Annotated in this window: 13 protein-coding genes; 4 read left to right on the top strand and 9 right to left on the bottom strand. The window is 39.8% G+C overall.

Annotated features, from left to right (window positions below; genetic code table 11):
* Positions 1-16: 16 nt before the first annotated feature.
* From ybeY to CVU62_13450, 8 genes are all read right to left on the bottom strand, one after another.
* Positions 17-475: an rRNA maturation RNase YbeY gene (gene ybeY / locus CVU62_13485; GenBank protein ID PKN36738.1), complete on the bottom strand. Its 459-nt coding sequence runs from the start codon at positions 473-475 to the stop codon at positions 17-19.
* Entirely contained in the window at positions 444-2,807 is a 2,364-nt protein-coding gene (locus CVU62_13480; GenBank protein ID PKN36737.1) for a hypothetical protein, read from the bottom strand. Before CVU62_13480 ends, ybeY begins: the two co-directional genes overlap by 32 nt.
* Positions 2,804-3,778, bottom strand: coding sequence for a phosphate starvation-inducible protein PhoH (locus tag CVU62_13475; protein ID PKN36806.1), 975 nt, complete (start codon positions 3,776-3,778; stop codon positions 2,804-2,806). The genes CVU62_13480 and CVU62_13475 overlap by 4 nt, the downstream gene beginning before the upstream one ends.
* 223 nt (positions 3,779-4,001) lie before the next feature.
* Complete coding sequence (locus tag CVU62_13470; GenBank protein ID PKN36736.1) at positions 4,002-5,243, bottom strand: diaminopimelate aminotransferase; 1,242 nt, start codon at positions 5,241-5,243, stop codon at positions 4,002-4,004.
* A gap of 21 nt (positions 5,244-5,264) precedes the next feature.
* A complete protein-coding gene (locus CVU62_13465) occupies positions 5,265-6,710 on the bottom strand; it encodes a hypothetical protein (GenBank protein ID PKN36735.1) in 1,446 nt (481 codons plus the stop codon).
* Between the two features lie 9 nt (positions 6,711-6,719).
* Positions 6,720-8,231: an insulinase family protein gene (locus tag CVU62_13460; GenBank protein ID PKN36734.1), complete on the bottom strand. Its 1,512-nt coding sequence runs from the start codon at positions 8,229-8,231 to the stop codon at positions 6,720-6,722.
* Positions 8,203-8,442 carry a hypothetical protein gene (locus tag CVU62_13455; protein ID PKN36733.1) on the bottom strand — a complete coding sequence of 80 codons (240 nt, stop codon included), beginning with the start codon at positions 8,440-8,442 and terminating at the stop codon, positions 8,203-8,205. Before CVU62_13455 ends, CVU62_13460 begins: the two co-directional genes overlap by 29 nt.
* The gene (locus CVU62_13450) at positions 8,439-9,836 is read right to left on the bottom strand and encodes a radical SAM protein (protein PKN36732.1); all 1,398 of its coding nucleotides are present in this window, start codon (positions 9,834-9,836) and stop codon (positions 8,439-8,441) included. The genes CVU62_13455 and CVU62_13450 overlap by 4 nt, the downstream gene beginning before the upstream one ends.
* 749 nt (positions 9,837-10,585) lie before the next feature.
* Here CVU62_13450 and CVU62_13445 point away from each other — a divergent pair.
* From CVU62_13445 to CVU62_13430, 4 genes are all read left to right on the top strand, one after another.
* Positions 10,586-11,338: a hypothetical protein gene (locus CVU62_13445; protein ID PKN36731.1), complete on the top strand. Its 753-nt coding sequence runs from the start codon at positions 10,586-10,588 to the stop codon at positions 11,336-11,338.
* Positions 11,335-11,604 carry an HPr family phosphocarrier protein gene (locus tag CVU62_13440; GenBank protein ID PKN36730.1) on the top strand — a complete coding sequence of 90 codons (270 nt, stop codon included), beginning with the start codon at positions 11,335-11,337 and terminating at the stop codon, positions 11,602-11,604. Before CVU62_13445 ends, CVU62_13440 begins: the two co-directional genes overlap by 4 nt.
* Before the next feature lie 8 nt (positions 11,605-11,612).
* Positions 11,613-13,394, top strand: coding sequence for a phosphoenolpyruvate--protein phosphotransferase (ptsP, locus tag CVU62_13435; GenBank protein PKN36729.1), 1,782 nt, complete (start codon positions 11,613-11,615; stop codon positions 13,392-13,394).
* Between the two features lie 243 nt (positions 13,395-13,637).
* Complete coding sequence (locus CVU62_13430; protein PKN36728.1) at positions 13,638-16,259, top strand: hypothetical protein; 2,622 nt, start codon at positions 13,638-13,640, stop codon at positions 16,257-16,259.
* 314 nt (positions 16,260-16,573) lie between these two features.
* On the opposite strand, the gene CVU62_13425 is transcribed toward CVU62_13430, so the two are convergent.
* Entirely contained in the window at positions 16,574-17,887 is a 1,314-nt protein-coding gene (locus CVU62_13425) for a phosphopyruvate hydratase (GenBank protein ID PKN36727.1), read from the bottom strand.
* Between the last annotated feature and the right edge of the window lie 50 nt (positions 17,888-17,937).

The following is a 17,937-nucleotide window of genomic DNA, read 5'->3' as shown; positions in this document are numbered from 1 at the left end:
TCCTCCAGTAATAATATTAAATTAAACAGGCATCAGTGCCGTAAAGAGCTTTGAATAAATCATTTTCTTTTTGACGCATTTTATTTATTTCTTTTCTGGTCGTGTTTTCATGATTATAACCGAGCAAGTGCAAAATTCCATGAATGATTAAAAAATCGATTTCCTGAGGCAAGGTTAAATTTCCGCGAAGGGCATCTCTTTGAGCTGTTTCGGTCGAAATGACAATATCACCCATGATATCAGGATTTATATTACTGTATTCGCCTTCCTGAAGAGGAAAAGAAATAATATTAGTCGGCTTACTTTTACCAAGATATTGTTTGTTTAACTTTTTTATCTTCTCATCATCAACAAACGATAAACTGATTTCTTTATCCGCACAATTAAGAATCCTCAGAATTCTCAGAACCGTGCTGCGAATTCTGCGTTTATCAATTTTAATTTTATTTTGATTGTTTTCGATCTGTAATTTCATCAATTTCTTTTTTGCTGTTAGTTTCTTTCTGCGCTGATTCCGGATAATCAACACGGTGATGAAAAATTCCGGTAAGAATTTTTGTAAATGTTTCCGCTATTGTATTGAGATTTTTTATAGTTAACTCGCTTTCATCAAGTTGTCCATCCATATAGATGCGTTCAATTCGTTCTCTGACCAGAGAACGAATTCTTGCCGGAGTAGGGTTAGATAACGTGCGTGAAGACGCTTCAATAACATCTCCAAGCATTACGAGCCCCGCTTCTTTCGTTTGTGGTTTAGGTCCGGGATACCGGAAATCACTTTCCGATAAAGAACGAATGGATTCATCCTTGTCTTTCTTAGCCTTGTCGTAGAAAAAGCTGACGATGCTTGTACCATGATGCTCACGAATTATGTTGATAATTTGTGGTCCAAGTTTGGCTTTAGCGGCCAGTTCGCAGCCGTCTTTAACGTGGGATATTATAATCAGGCTGCTCATTTTTGGTGAAAGTTTATCGTGCTTGTTTTCATTTGTAAGTTGATTTTCAATAAAATATTGCGGTTTCATCAGCTTGCCGATGTCGTGGTAATAGGCGCTGACTTTTGTCAGCAGAGAATTTGCACCGATAGCCTCGGCTGCCGATTCAACCATAGAGGAAACGATAATGCTGTGATGATAAGTTCCGGGTGCTTCAATTATCATTCTCTGGAAAAGAGGCTGATTTAAATTAGCCAACTCCAGCAGTTTAAAATCTGTTATAAAACCGAAGATACTTTCAAAGATAGGAGTAATTCCAGCGACAAGTATTCCGGTAAAAACACCGCCAACAAATCCCATTGTCAATCGCAGAAACAGATCATTGAATAAGTTTCCTGTGATAAGGTTGAGGCAGATAATCGCAGCCATATTGATAATTCCAAGAAAAAGACCTATTCTTAAGAACACAGAACGTTGACGGATACGGACGATTTGATAAGACGCAGCGACTGATCCCAAAAAGGAGAAGAGAGGGAAAATAATTTTTTCATCAAAAATAAAACCGATCATTAATGATGTGAGCACACTTATGATCATGGCGACGTTTCTATTAATCAAGATGGCGATGGTCATTGCTCCAAACGCAAAAGGTATGGCGAAGAAACATGTTTCAGGCGGCAAAAACGGAAAAGCTTTGTTGACGGCAAGCGAAATAAAAATTCCCGTTTTGATGAATAATATTTGCAGAAGCGCAATAATTCCGAAAACGAATAAATCAACGTTGGAACGGGCTGAAGTTGTGATCCAGTTTCTTGTGCGCCAAAGGTACAGGACAATCGAAAGAAACAAAGAAGTAAAAAAAAATCCAAGAAGAATTGTGAATCTGGAAAAATATTTGTCCTTAACAGATTTATAAAAGGCATTCAATTTGGCTAATTCCAGATAACCGATCTTTTCTCCTTCCCGTACAATCATTTCATTCTTCTGCACCTGGAAAAATGTCGAGTTTGTTTCTCCTATAATAGCCAGCTTGTTCTTTTCCGTGGCTTCTTTGTTAAAAGTTAAATTTGGTTCGATTAATTTTTTTGCCAGAGAGAAAGCGGCTTCTTTCAAATGATCATCATCTTCATTAAAAACCATATTGACTGTTCTTAAAAGCGCTGCGTCAATTTCCTGAATATTGAAAAATAAAGACTGATCTTTAATTTCCTCTTCAATCTTGGTTTTTAAATTTCTGACAACAATGCCTTTCTGCTTTTCTGCGTTGCTTAGAATATTATTAGTAATAAATTTATTATCATAGAAAGAGATGATCAAATTAGATAATTTTTGTTGGAGTTCATCGGAAAATTTATGCTCGTTGAGAACATAAAATTCTTCCGAACTTAGATAAATTCCCAGGTCTCTTTCCATGCTCTTTTTATCTTTTTGTAATTTGCTTACATCAAGCCCGCCGTTTTTCGAAGTTTTCCCCTTAGGATAATTATTGTAATTATCTGCCGCGGCAGAAAGAGCTATGACTATTTTTTTTCTTATATTTTCTTTGATTTTAATATCGTAATCATAGACCGGTTTGACGTTCTCCGCGTCCTCCATTTTTTTTTGTTCGGTTGCCTGCGGATCTTCAACCAGAAATGAATAATCTGCTTTAATATTTCTGGGAGCAATCATGCCCAGTTTAAAGTCCGGTTCGTAGATGCGGAGTTCCGGGGATATTATGATGGCTAAGATTAAGCAGAGGCTAACAGCAATAGCCCATTTTTGAAAAGTTCTGTTTTTCAAAAATTCAAAAGATAAGTTATTCCCCCGCAGCTTCTTGAAAATATTTGCGGCCTTATTTTTTATTAATTCGAAGAAATTCATAAAATTCATTTATTGGAATCTGTAGTTTTTTCTTTATCGGATCGTTTATAAGCTTTGATGACATCCTGAACTAACGGATGTCGGACAACGTCAATTTCCGAAAAGTGAACAAAGCGGATACGGTCGATTCTTTTCAAAATATGTTCCGCTTCAATCAAACCGGAAACTTTTCCCGAAGGCAGATCAATCTGAGTGATATCTCCGGTAATTACCGCTTTGGAGCCAAATCCAAGCCTCGTCAGAAACATTTTCATTTGTTCGGAAGTCGTATTCTGAGCTTCATCCAGAATAACAAAGGAATCATTAAGCGTGCGGCCCCGCATAAATGCAAGTGGTGCGACCTCAATAAAGCCCTTATTGATGAGAGCTGTTGCTCTTTCCATATCTATCATATCATAGAGCGCGTCATACAGAGGACGCAGATACGGATTTACTTTTTCCGCCAGGTCTCCCGGTAAAAATCCCAGTCGTTCGCCTGCTTCTACGGCGGGGCGAGCCAATATAATCCTTTGAATCTTCCGCTCCATCAAACAGGATACCGCCATCGCCATGGCCAGATATGTTTTCCCTGTTCCGGCAGGACCTATGGCGAAAATCATGTCAAAATTTCTCATGTCTTCAATATAAAGTCTCTGGGCTATGCTTTTGGGTGTAATTACACGTTTCTTGGAGGAAATAAAAACCGTATCAAGAAAAATACGCTCCAACTTAAAAGCTACATCTTCGGAAAGAATGCGGTGAGCGTAATCAATATCGGCAGATTGAATATGCCAGCCTTTTTCCATTATAGAATAAAGCTGTTTCAGCATAGAGATGATTTTACTGACATTTTCATTATTGCCGGAGACAGTAATATTATTCCCCCAGGCTTTTAATTTGACAGGCTCCATATTTTCGATAAGCTTTAGATGCTTATCATGTTCGCCGCAGAGATTTTTCAGCAGGTTATGGTCGGCAAAAGAAATTTTCTCTACGACCATGCTTTTGGTTGGTTGCTTCAAATAATTATCAGCCTTTAAACTTATATTATCCAATTGTCAGCACTCTATTCACAAGACAGAACAAATTCGTAATTTTGGGGTTTAGTTTTATCATTTTGATTTATCCAATGCAATACAATTGATGAGTTCTTAAAAAGCCGTTAAGTGTTCGTTTTTGAGAATAAGAGCTTTGAATCATACTGTTTATCAGGCGTTTTCAAAATTATTTTTGCAGAAATAAGTGAGCGAATACCTTGGCGTTGCCCAGAATGTTGTCAATGGGGCAGTTTTCGTCCGGCTGATGAGCTGTCTGGTTGGTTTTAGACCAAACAGCGACGGGGTAATTTTTTTTGCGAATATAGGAGGCAACTGTTCCGGCGCCGACACCCCCGGCATATGCTTTTACGTTGTAGACTTCCTGAATGGCTTTTGTCAACATTTGAACGATCGGAGCATTGGGAGAAGTCGGTTCTGCCGATTGCACATGTTGCGCAATGGATATTTCTATCCGGACCTTGAATTTTTTTTCAATTCCCTGAACAATTATTTGTATCGCCTTCATGACATCCTGTAAATCATATTCCGGCAGGACGCGGCAGTCCATACAGAAAATATCTTCGCCGGGTATGGTGTTGATGTTACCCACATTCGCCTCTTTTTTTGTTGGTTCAAACGTGCTTTGAGGAGGATCAAAAAGTGGATCGGACTTGGGAAACAGTTTTTTCAGCTTGACCAATTTTGTTACCAGATGCGATGCCGCGACAAAAGCATTATTACCCAATTGCGGATTCGATCCGTGGCATTGTTTACCTATTGTTTTAAAACACAGCCAAAGCATGCTTTTTTCAGCGACCTCGATTAATGATCCTTCAGGATTCCCGGAATCGGGAACAACTATCAAATCGTCATCATTAAAAAGCGGATTGGCGGAATCTATCATGTAGTACAGACCCATATTACTTGATGTTTCTTCATCGGAAACAAAAGCGAGGTTGATTGAATTATCCGGTATCAGGCCCTCTTCAATCATAGCTTTAGCGGCAAAGATGGAAGCAACCATATCCTGCTGATTGTCTTCAACGCCACGACCGAAAATATGCCCGTTTTTGACATAAGCGTTGTAGGGATCGTGACTCCAGAGACGCAGTTCGCCGGGCGGTACTATATCCATGTGAGTAATAATCCAGATAAATTTGTTTTTATTTTTACCTTCTATTGTTGTAGTGAAATTAGGGCGGATGCCGGAAGAAACTCGCTGGTCCTTAGCGTCATAATGCCGGAAGTTTTTAAATCCCATTTGCAAAAGACGATTTTTTAGAAAATTGGCCTTCAACAGTTCTCCGTCTCCACCGTTTTCCGGACCTACGGCGGAAATTGCACAAAGAGCGCTTTGCAATTCAATCATCGCTTCACGGTAGGAATCGATTCGCTTAGTTATTCTTCTGAATATTTCCGGGTCAATCATAATAGTTCCTTAAATGATATATTATTCTTGAGGGGTTATTAAAAGTGGTTGCGCAATGGTGGACAAAGGTTTGTCAAACTTTTTACTGTTTCCTAAAATCAAGACGGCGTTTTTTGTTTTATCCAAATATTTGACAGCGGTATCATTCAGATCTCTGACAGAGACTTTTTCTATATTGTTTCGGTAATTGATCAAAAAGTCTGCAGGCAATTTTTCTGATTCGAGATTGACCTGCTGCCAGGCAATATGTTCGGGAGTATCGAAAGAAAAAACAAAGCCATTGATTATGGATTGTTTGGCCCAGTTAGTTTCCCCGACCGTGATCGTACCAGTTTTAATTTTTTCCAGAATCGAATTAATCAGGGAAAGTGTTTTCATGGTTGAAGACGTTTTTGTAAAAGCGTATGTTCCAAAAATTCCATACGCCGGTTTCGCCTGGTAAAAACTGCCGGCGCTGTAAGCCAGTCCCTCATTATTGCGCACGGCGCTGAAGATTCTGGAAGGAAAGCCGCCGCTGCCGATAATAAAATCAAGTACGGTAAAAGAATAAAAATCGGGATCGGTTTTACTTGTTGTAAATTGACCACTGACAATTATGGACTGGGTAATATCCTTGTCGATACAGTACAATCCGGCCTTGGATTTTCCGGCTGGAGGAGGGAGATAAGCCGGAATATTTCTGGGTTCCCATTCTCCGAAATAACGACTGAATATTTCCAGAACCTCTTTCTTGGTGATATCGCCGCTAACAGCGAAAATGATATTATTCGGCATGAAAAAACGGTTGTAAAATTCAACCAAATCATTCCGTTCAATATTGGCTAAGGACGTGTATGATGACAAAAAACCGCGCGGATCATTGGCGTAGATCAGTTTATTGAATTCACGGAAAGCAAGCTTTTGTGGATCGTCTTTAATTCTCCTGAGTTCTTCTTTTTTTAATTGTACCGCCAATTCGAATTTATCCTTTTCCAGGGCCGGTTGCAGGAGAATTTGCGAAAACAGATCAATTCCTTTTTCCAGATTTTCTTTCAAGATGGAAAAATTAATCCGGGCGGATTCAAGGGACATGCTGAGGGAGACCGACGCTGCTATGGAATCAAGCTGCTTGTCGATTTCTGTGCTGCTTAATTTCTTTGTGCCTCCCGTTCTCATGACATAGGCCGTCAATTCGGCAACGCCCGCCTTGCCTTGCGGATCATACATTGTTCCTGTTTTAACCAGAGCATTGATATTAACCAAAGGCAGTTCATGGTTTTCCAGAATATGAAGAACAATTCCATTATCAAGAACCACGCGCTGGGTTTGCGGCAGATTGAATTGCAGGGGAGCGTACTTAAGTTTATCCGGTGACGTTAATGGAGAACCGGAAACTGCTTGTGCCGGCAGAACACCTCCGGTAATTAATACCAGATTGATCAGAAAGGGAAGGCAATATTTAAAAAGATAATTAATTCTTCCGCTCATATGATTCCCTTAATCCTTCTTTTTTTCAAGGACAGAAATTGTGCGGTTGGTTTTGGTAAGGTAAACTTCGGCGACTTTCATTATGTCTTCAGCCGTAACCTGATCAATATTTTGGGGATATTCAGAGATATATCTGTAATCACCCAATAGAACTTCATAATAAGTTAACATAGATGCAATTTCGGAATTAGAATCCAGATCTTTAATGTACTCCGTTTTTATAATATTTTTGGCTTTAGTTAATTCTTCACTTGTAACCGGACTGGTTTTTATATTTTCTATTTCCTGAAGAATCATTTCTTCCAATTCCAAATTAGTGTGAGGATGACGGGGTTGGGAAAATATCGTAAAAAGATTTGGATATCTTGTCGCAGGAATGCCGTTGATGGACGTCACACTTTTTGCTATTTGCCTGTCAGTAACCATTTTTTTGAATAGACGGCTGGTCCTGCCGCTGGTCAAAATTGTGTCCAGCACATCAAACACGTAATCTTCACGGGCCGGGGCATTTGGTTTGTGAAACCCGATAATCATCATCGGGTTGGCATCGAATTTAACCTTTACTTTTCGTTCTTCTGTTTGTTGCGGCTCCTCTGGAATCAAGTATTTATTTTCCTTAGCAGCAGGAATGCGTCCAAAATATTTTTCGATTAATTTTAGTGTCTCTTGCGGCTTAATGTCTCCGACAACCGCGATTACAATACTTTCCGGGTTCTTATATTTGGAGAATATTTCCCTCACTGAGTCAGGGCTCAGATTCATTAAATCTTTTTCCCATCCTATAATCGGTCTGCCGTAGGGATGGATCTTATAAGCGGTGCTCATGAATTGTTCATAAAGTTTACCGTCAGGATCGGATTCAACTCGTTGTCTCCTCTCTTCCATGACAACATCGCGTTCCGTGTAAAATTCGCGGAAAACAGGGTTGAGCAGGCGGTCCGACTCAATTCTCGCCCATAGTTCAATTTTATTGGCGGGAAGACTGACATGATAGGTAGTCACATCCTGACCGGTGGATGCATTCATATCCAGGCCGCCATTTTCGGTATACAACCGGTCAATTTCATTAGGTGTGAAATATTTCTTGTGCTCATCCTGTAATATTTTCAAGCGACGGGAAAGTTTTTCAATTACTTTTTGATCAGATTTTGGGGCTTTTCTTTTTTCCATGTCCAGAAGATTGCCGGTTTTTTCAATTTCGTCCAATATTATTTTTTCAGCGCTGTATTTTTTTGCACCGATCGTTGTCGTTCCCTTAAACATCATATGTTCCAAAAGATGGGCGGCGCCGCTTTGTCCGTTTTGTTCATCGATGGCGCCAATACGATGCCGTATGTAGAGGGAAACAGTCTGGCTTAAATGACGCTCCAGCATGAGTACGGTCAAACCATTTTTCAGTTTTGTTTTAATGACCTTCTTTTCCAGATCGAGGCCGTAGGAAAGACCAGCGGTTAATAAAACTGCTGCTAATATGAAAATTAATCCGAGAATATTATTGCGTTTCGTCATTATTGATTCCATCCGCCTGTTTCTTAATAAATAAACGGGAGAAAAAGTATATAACACCGACAAGGCAAACTAAAATTAAAAGCGAAGCAGAAAAAAAATACATGACAAACTCCATTGGATTCTTTATCCGATAAGAGCCTATCAAAGTATTGACGCCGATAATTAAAAAAAATAAGGATAATACTAAAATCAATGTATTCTTAATCCATATTAAACCATTCATACCAAACCGCCTGTTTCTGGATTCATTTTAAGCTTCTTTTTCAATTCCGTATAAACGGCAAAATTGAAATCATCATTACGGCAGGGAAGCAACGAATTATTATGATATAATGGTTCTCCTTGAATGTCAAAAGAAGAAGATGCCACTGCGTCTGTCCACATTTTTGTTCCGGGAATGGGCGAATATTCGGCCAGAACCGGTTTGGCACCGCATTCCTGCACAAATTCAATACTGTCTATGACTTCTTGGGCTTTTTGACCGGGCATACCGCAAAGCAAATATATGCCTATCTCATCGGTTTTATAACCGGCTTTTTTTAAATGACTCACAGCATTGTATAGCTCTTCGTTTTTAACTTTACCGCCGGTTTGCAACTGCCTTTTTAAATCTGATGTCTCAAAGCCAAAGCGAATCGTTTTAAATCCTGAACTGTAGAGCAACTCACTTAATTCTTCATTGATTTCTCTCAAATGCAGTCCGTTGGGGCAATGAAACTTACAGGACAAATTTCTTTTTTTTAGCTCGTGCAATAGAGGTATAATCATTTCTTCAGGATTAACAAGTAAAGCGTCGTCGTAAAAACTAAAATTATCCACACCGGATATTTTCTGCCAGTATTCAATTTCTTCGACAACTTTTACAGGATCACGTCGTCTGAATTTATCATTAAAAATATGCGTAGCGCAGTAACTGCAGTGGTAAGGACAACCCCGGGAAGTGATTAAAGGTAATTGGTCTATTTTATTTATCAAGTCGAAAGCAGGGTAGGGGTGCGAATCAAGATTGTTTTCATCCGGTATAAATAAAGGTTTTTCGTCAAATATTTTATGAAACAACTGAAGAATCAGTTTTTCGCCGGCGCCGGCAATAATAAAACCCGCTCCTGAAAATTTTACGGCGTGATCATAACAAAGGGTAGCATATTTGCCGCCCAGCACTATGGGAACTTGAGGCAATACTTCTTTGATTATCTTAATTGCTTCGAAAACTCCGGGATACCAGTAAGTCATCATCGAAGTGATCAAAACGATATCCGTATCCTGATGGTTTTTCAATTCATCGCGGAATATTTCCGGTGTAATGCCATAGCGGCAGAAACCTCGGTCAAACATCTTCAGCGGTCCAGGAGTTGGAATAATCTGCCGGAAGAATTTGCCGTCGCCATAGGAATAACGCTTTGGCTGTTTGCGATTTCCGTGGAGCATGGCCGGATGATATGGGTCAAGACAATCAATAAAATGAACTTTATGGCCGTTTTGGCGCAATAAGCCGCCCAAATATAAAAGACCAAGTGGTTTTATCCAGAAATCGTAGGCTGCAAAGTCGTGAATCCAGGGATTTATAATAAGAACTTTTTTACTCATTATACCAATTTTAAAGGAAGTTTTCGCCATGCTGGCAAAAATTCTCGGCAATGTAAGATTCTATTTTTTATGCGCTTCCCTTGCGGGATGCGCTTCCGATCAAAGCGCTATTTTTGTTGGCACAGCCTACCCCGGCGCAGGCCGGGGTTGTCGGCTTCCTCAACGTATGTATAAATACGCCTCGTTGCCTGAAGCCTAGCCCCGCAGAAGCGGGACAGCTCAACTAACGAATTCCAGTTCACTGCGTAACTGTATTTCGAGTTTCACTGCTGCCTCAATATCATCTTTGATTTAGAAATGGTATTATTTATTGTTTATAATAGAGGCTGATTATTTACAAAAATATTACTTTATTAGTGAAAATTAAATTCTAATGAAATTTAGAGCTGAGAATAAAGTGTAGAATCTGAGAATCTCGAAAATCTGAAGGTTATCCGAGAGACAACGCAAGTTAAAAAGTTGATGCTTGCAAATGTTATAATTCCGCATAGCAGATGTATCGATATTAAATCAAATATGATTTGCAGGCGAAGGGGAAAAGGTGATGTATGGAAGTTGCGATTAAATTGACTTAACCAGCCTTTTATGCTAGGAGCATACGCAAAAGATATTAAAAATATATAGTTAATTGTTAGTGAAAACCAATTCCAGAAGCAAAACGCAGTGGAATTAGAAATTTGAATCCCGACACTGTCGGGACGAAGCGGAGAGTATAATACCCTGGAGCTTGTTGCACAATATTTCTGATTTATACTCGTGGTTTTTGAGGCCGTAAAAGAGTGAAAAAAACAACTTTAATGAAAATCTTTTTAAGATCTTTTTTTATCCAAACAACACTTAATTTCCGGCGAATGCAAAACTTAGGTTTTGCAATGGCGATAACTCCCCTTGTTCGGGAATGGCAATTACAACAAAAAGATTCGGCAAGAATGCTTAACAGACACTTGCAGTTATTTAATACTAATCCCTATCTTTCAGCTTCGGTAATCGGTACCGTCGTTTGTTTGGAGGAAGAGCAAAAAGATAACGATACTGTTTCCGATGCTTTGATGATTAAACAAAGTTTGATGGGATCTTATGCTGCGATAGGTGACATTTTTTTTTGGGGAGCCCTAAGGCCTTTTGCCGCTATAATTGCAGTTATCTTATCATATATGGGATTAATGCTTGCCCCTGTTGCTTTCTTGTTAATTTTTACGCCGGCTCACATTTGGATAAGGTTAAAAGGTTTTATTGAAGGTTACCGTGGAGGGAAGACGGGTTTTAAGTTTATTCGCTCTCTTGATTTGCCCAATGTAGCAGTAAAAATTCGCTGGTTTTCTTTAGTTGTGCTGGCGGGTTCGATTATCTGGCTGTCGGAAGGTGGATATTGGCCATTTACAAGAACTTTAGATGTTGTTATGAAATTTACGGCATTAGCATTTGTTTTGCTTTGTCTTATATTAATTAAAAAAGGTGTGTCGCAGGTTTATATTATTTATGGGACCGTTGCATTATTTTTTCTAATTTCCGAGAGGGGATTTTTGAATTGACAGAAATCAGAACCTTAAAATTGAAAAATAAACTGGGGATGCATGCGCGGGCAGCGGCAAATTTTGTTAAAGTAGCTCAGCAATTTAATGCAGGCATTTATATTGAACACAACGGACAAATTGCTGATGGCAGAAGTATTCTCGATATACTTACTCTTGCTTGTCCCCATGGCGGAATGTTAACAATAAAAGCCGAGGGAGCTGATGCTTCCAAGGCTATAGAGGAATTGGAAAAGCTTGTTGAAAATAAATTTGGAGAAACATAACTAAAAAAATGAGTCCTGATCAGACAAAGAAGACGTTTGTTCTTAAGGGTGTCGGTGTTTCTCCCGGCGTTGCTATAGGCAGGGTTTACCGTTTTGATCCTCTGGACAGCCAGATATCTTTTTATAAACTGAAATCCACTTCGTTGATTCCAAAAGAAATTCTTCGCTTAAAAAAAGCATTGAAAGAATCAGAATATCAACTTTTAGAAATTCAGAAAAATCTCAAGAAGACGAAAGTCACAGAACCTCTTTACGTTATTGACGTTCATATATTAATTTTAAAAGACAAAAAATTTGTCAACCGTACAATTAAATATATACAAAGATTAAAAATTAACGCGGAATGGGCGGTGCGTTTGACAGTGGACCGCTATGAGCAAATATTCGAAAAAGTGGAAGATACTTATATTCGGGGACGTATTAGTGATGTTCAGAATGTTAGCCAAAGAATTTTAAGCAATCTTTCCGGTGAAAAAAAAGAAACTATCTGGGGAACTGATGAAAAGGTAATTGTTATTGCGCAGGATATCTCCCCGGCCAATACAGTTCAAATGAAAATGGAGAGAGTTATCGGTTTCGCCACCGATGCCGGCGGCCGTACTTCGCATACAGCTATTGTTGCCCGCGATATGGAATTGCCTGCCGTCGTCGGTTTGGACAATGTCACGCGTTTTGTACGCACCGGTGACGAAATAATTGTTGATGGCATTTCCGGATTGGTTGTTGTCAATCCATACCCGGAAATGTTGCAAAGATATGAAGAAAAAAAGCTTCTCTATTCAGCAGCCAGAGATGAGTACCTTAAAGATGCAAAAGCGCCTGCTGTTACCAGTGACAATTATACGCTGCATATAGGATGCAATATAGAGTTTGTTGAAGAAATACCTTCGGCCATCGCGCATGGTGCGGAACATATCGGACTTTATCGTACGGAGTTTATATATATTAATCGTCAGGAATTACCGACGGAAGAGGATCATTTTAATAATTACTGTCAGGTTGTCAGTGAGAAAGATTTACTTTGGTCGACAATCAGAACTTTTGACTTAGGCGGCGATAAATTTCCTTCCAGTCAAAAGCCGGTAAAAGAATTAAATCCGCAAATGGGATTGAGAGCGATTCGTTTTTGTTTAAAGGAAGTTGAAATATTCAAGACTCAACTGAGAGCCATTTGGCGAGCTGGAGCGTTTGGGAAAACGAGAATTCTTTTCCCGATGATTTCGAGTGTAGAGGAGATTGTCGAAGCAAAAAAATTGTTGGAAGAGACACGTAAAGAGCTTTTGGCGCAAGGTGAAAATATTGCTTCGGAGATGGAGATAGGAGCAATGATTGAGGTGCCTGCGGCAGTTGTGATTGCAGATAAACTGGCACGTGAAGTAGATTTCTTCAGCATCGGCACAAATGATTTGATTCAGTATTCTCTGGCTATTGACAGGTCGAACGAACGTTTAACGTATTTATATGAACCTTTGCATCCGGCGGTTTTGAAATTGGTAAAAAGTGTAGTGGATACAGCTCATGAAGCCGGTATTCGTGTGTCGATGTGTGGTGAAATGGCCGGTGATCCCATATGTACATTGATTCTTCTGGGAATGGAATTAGATGAATTAAGCATGAACCATTTGGCCATTCCCCGTATTAAAAAAATCATAAGAGAATCAACATTGAAGGAATCCAAACTGTTATTGGAAAAAGCTCTTTCTTTTAATATGGCTTCTGAAGTGCGAATGTGTGTGCATGATTATATGAAGAAACGTTTTCCTGTTGAATTTCAAAACGAAGATGATTAATTTATATTAAATAACTATATGAACAAACCTGCGATAATGTTCACAACTGCAGGCTGGTTTTTAAATTGTATGTGAGCATAAAATTTAATGTAAAATTAGACACCTCCCCTTTGCTGCTGGCGAAGAACTTCAATCCAATAAACCGGGATTTTCGGTTCCCGGTGAGGAAAGAATGTGCCATAACTTGTGGGAGGTTGTATTATTATAGGGATTTTTTGGCTTGCGCCGTAGGAGATCCAACTAATGAAAGAAACGATGAATTCAGTCAAACCAGATCAAAATAAAGAATATTATTCCGGAAATCTTTACGATGAACAGAATTTTCTGCAATTCCGGCTGCTGAAAACATTTCTTTCGCAGGTTTCCATTGCCGATGAATATGTTGATGCCATTAAGAAACTTTCTGCCGAAGGAGTTGTAGTTTACGCTTTGAACCAAAGAAGCGAACTTAACAGCCTTGTCATCTATGAGCTTTTTAAACGCAAGGGGATTCCTGCTCCAGTATATTGTCATGGGATGAATATGTCTTTCTGGCAGCCTCTGCCGGAAATGCTTAAATTTTTATGGTCGTCCTTTTTGCGACGTTTGGGTAAGGAACAAAAAGCCTGGATGGGAAAACTGGCGTATATCGAGCGAACAATTAATGAAAAAAAGAGCATCGTGATTCATCTCGGTGAATCGGAATTCATTGAAAACAGATCTGCGGAAAGTGCGATCGTAAGCCTGCTTAATGTCCAAAAGAAAGTCGATTTCCCCATTTTTGTTGTGCCGGTTCTGGTTTCTTACGGACGCAGGCGCGAGAAAGAAGATGAGAGTATTATCAATATTCTTTTCGGACAAACGGAGCACACGGGGGCGTTGCGCCGGTTGATTACTTTTATACGTTATTCCGGCAACGCTTTTGTCATTCCCGCGGAACCGGTCAAATTATCCGAATATTTGAATACAACCAAAAGCGTTTCTAAAGAAGCAATGGTTCACGAACTGCGCGGAGAATTAATAGACCGCATTGAAAAGGAGAAGAATACTGTTGTCGGGCCCGCTTTAAAATCACGGGAAGAACTCATCGGAATGGTGCTGAGCGACGAGCCGCTGAAAAAATTCATTGCCGATTATGCGGAAAAAGAAAATAAGAAAAAAGTTGCGGTTGAAAAAGACGCCCGCCGTTATCTTTATGAAATTGCCGCTGATTATAACGAAACGTTTATAGAGTTTTTGCGAAAAGTATTGTCCTGGCTATGGAACAACATTTATGACGGTTTATTAATTGATAAGGAAGGTTTGGCCAGAATAAGAAACATTTCCAAAAAAATGCCTTTTGTTCTTGTTCCCTGCCATCGGAGTCATATTGATTATCTTTTGTTATCTTATGTTTTGTACGAGAACAATATTCAACTTCCTTTTATTGCCGCCGGTAGTAATATGACCTTTTTTCCAATGGGATACATATTTCGTAAGTCCGGTGCTTTTTTTCTGCGGCGGAGCTTTAAAGGCAATAAAATTTATTCCGAAGTATTTACCAAGTACCTGGCGATACTCTTGAAAGAAGGTTTGCCTCTGGAATTTTTTATTGAAGGTGGACGCAGCCGTACAGGCAAAATGGTCATGCCTAAGTATGGTCTTCTTTCCATGATTATTCAGTCTTATCAGGAAAAGTATTGTGAAAATTTCGCCGCAATTCCGGTTTACATTGGTTATGATCGCGTGATTGAGGAAAAATCATATCTTAAAGAACTGGGCGGGGCATCCAAATCCCCTGAAAATGCAGCAGAGATAATCAAGACAAGTAAAATATTAACTAAAAGATACGGCCGCGTTTATGTCAACATCGGTGAGCCGATGATTATGAAAGATTATCTGGCGTCTCAGGAAAAGCCGATAGAAGAAATGGCTCTGGAAGAAAGGCAGAGCCTTTACCGGAAAATCGGTTATGAAATAGTTCTGGAAATTAACAAAGTCGCCGTAGTCACTCCTTTTTCTTTGGTGGCTGCCGTTATCTTAAGTCATTACCGCAGAGGAATGTCTCATAGCGAGTTGCTTGATATTCTCGATGAATATTTCGAATATCTTTCCATGAAGAAAGTAAAATTTGCTGAAACGTTTACTAACCGCGAAAAAGCAATAAACGATGCTATCAATATGTTTGTACAGGAGCGATTTATATCAAAAATTGAGGCGGAAGAGGATGAAGCCGAAGAAATACAGGAAGTGGTTTATTCTTTGAAAGAAGAAAAAAGGATAAATCTGGAATATTATAAAAACAACATTCTGCATTTCTTTATTCCCCTGTGTTTTGTTGCCACTTCCATAGTTAAGAATAATGAAGATTTAATCTCTTTACAACGAATAATGAGCGATTATAAGTTTCTCAAAAAGCTTCTATGGAATGAATTTATTTTTGATGAACATAAAGATGATGCGGAAGATGTTAATGAAGTGCTGACCTATTTACATGAAAGAAAAATGATTACATCCGTCGAGCGCGATGGTCAGGTATACTTAGAGATAAAAGGTAAGGGCAATAAAAAACTAAAACCTTTTGCCGATTTAATTCATAATTATCTTGAATCATCCTGGATAGTCATCAGAAGCTGCCTGTATTTAAAGAAAAATCCGCTGGCAAAGAAGGATTGGTCGAAGAAGATCATAGCGATGGGAGACCGGATGTACAAGAAGGGTGAAGTTTTGAGGCCCGAGGCGCTTTCCCAGCCCAATTATCTTAATGTCATTATATTTCTTGAAGACGCAGAATTAATAACCGCGATAAAAGATGAAAAAATTGATAAGAAAGAAGTTTCTTATGCTCTGACTGAAAACAGGGCGGAAATGGAAGTTTTACGTCGCCGTTTGTTCAAACTTCTTTAGAGGTTTTTAATACCAATTCGCTTTCTTCGGCTAACTTTGTTGGCTGCGTCGTCGGCTTCCTCAACGTATGTAAAATACGCCTGCGGAGCCTCCTCCTTGCCGCCTCGTTATCCTTTGACCGGATGCGCAACCAAAGGGCGCGCAATAAGAATAAAAATTTTTACCCTACCGGGAAGTGACGCCGATCAGGCGGCAGCTTCCAATCGAAATGGTATGAATAATTGAGAGAATAGTTCCTGTAGAATGGAATCAAAATAAAAGGGCTGACCTTTTTCCAAAGGCCAGCCCTTTATAGTTAATGTGTTAATTGATAGTTATTTTTTCTTCCCTGCTTTAACCGGTTGTTTAATGCTGTAAAATGCCGCCTTGCCGCGATAGTTGGCTGCATCACCTAATTCTTCTTCAATGCGCATCAGTTGATTGTACTTAGCCAGTCTTTCCGTACGGGAAAGTGAACCACTTTTAATCTGTCCGCAATTGGTGGCGACGGTGATATCCGCCATAAAAGTATCTTCTGTTTCGCCCGAACGGTGCGAGACAACGCAAGTATAGCTTGCTTCTTTAGCGCGTTCCATGGTGTTGAGTGTTTCTGTAAGTGTGCCGATCTGGTTGAGCTTAATTAAAACTGAATTGGCGACACCCTTGGCAATGCCTTGCTCCAGACGTTTAACATTAGTGACAAAAAGATCATCGCCGACAATCTGAATCTTGCCGCCCAGTTCATCAGTCAATATTTTCCAACCATTCCAGTCATCTTCCGCCAGTCCGTCTTCAATAGATATAATAGGATATTTTGCGACGAGATCAGCATAGAATTTAACCATTTCTTCAGCCGATTTTTGCGGTTTCTTTTCCGCCGCGAGAATATATTTATCTTTTTCATAAAAAGAACTTGCGGCCGAATCCAAGGCGATCATAATATCCTGACCCGGATGGTAGTTTGCTTTTTCTATAGCTGTCATAATAAGGGAAAGAGCTTCTTCATTGGATTTTAAATTCGGTGCAAAGCCGCCTTCATCGCCAACGGCTGTGTTATAACCTTTGCCTTTGAGCACTGACTTTAAAGCATGAAAAATTTCCGCGTTCATGCGGATAGCTTCGGTAAAATTAGGTGCGCCTACCGGCATAATCATAAATTCCTGAATGTCCACATTATTGTCGGCGTGCTGCCCGCCGTTTAAAATATTGGACTGCGGTATCGGCAGGTCCTTAGCGTTGACACCGCCCAGGTATCGATAGAGGGGCAGGCCTGATATTTCCGCTCCGGCTTTGGCGCAGGCCATCGAGACAGCCAGAATCGAGTTGGCGCCAAGTTTTCCCTTGTTTTCTGTTCCGTCCAGTTCGATCATGGCATAGTCGATATCGCGCTGTCGGCGGCAATCCATACCGATAATTTCCGGACCGATTTTATAGAGAATATTTTTTACGGCATTTTGAACACCTTTCCCATTGAATCTTTTCTTATTGCCGTCTCGTAATTCCAACATTTCATGCTCGCCGGTGGAAGCACCTGAAGGAACAGCCGCTCTTGCGGTAATCCCCGCTATTGTTGTCACTTCGGCTTCTACCGTTGGATTTCCCCGGGAATCCAGAATTTCTCGGGCATGAACTTTAATAATTTCCGGCATACAAAAACCTCCTTTTTGGCTTTGCCCCAAGCTATAGCAGAGAGCCTTGG

The organism is Deltaproteobacteria bacterium HGW-Deltaproteobacteria-2, from assembly GCA_002840505.1.
Classification (GTDB): domain Bacteria; phylum Desulfobacterota; class Syntrophia; order Syntrophales; family Smithellaceae; genus Smithella.
This window is presented reverse-complemented; position numbering and strand designations above follow the sequence as displayed.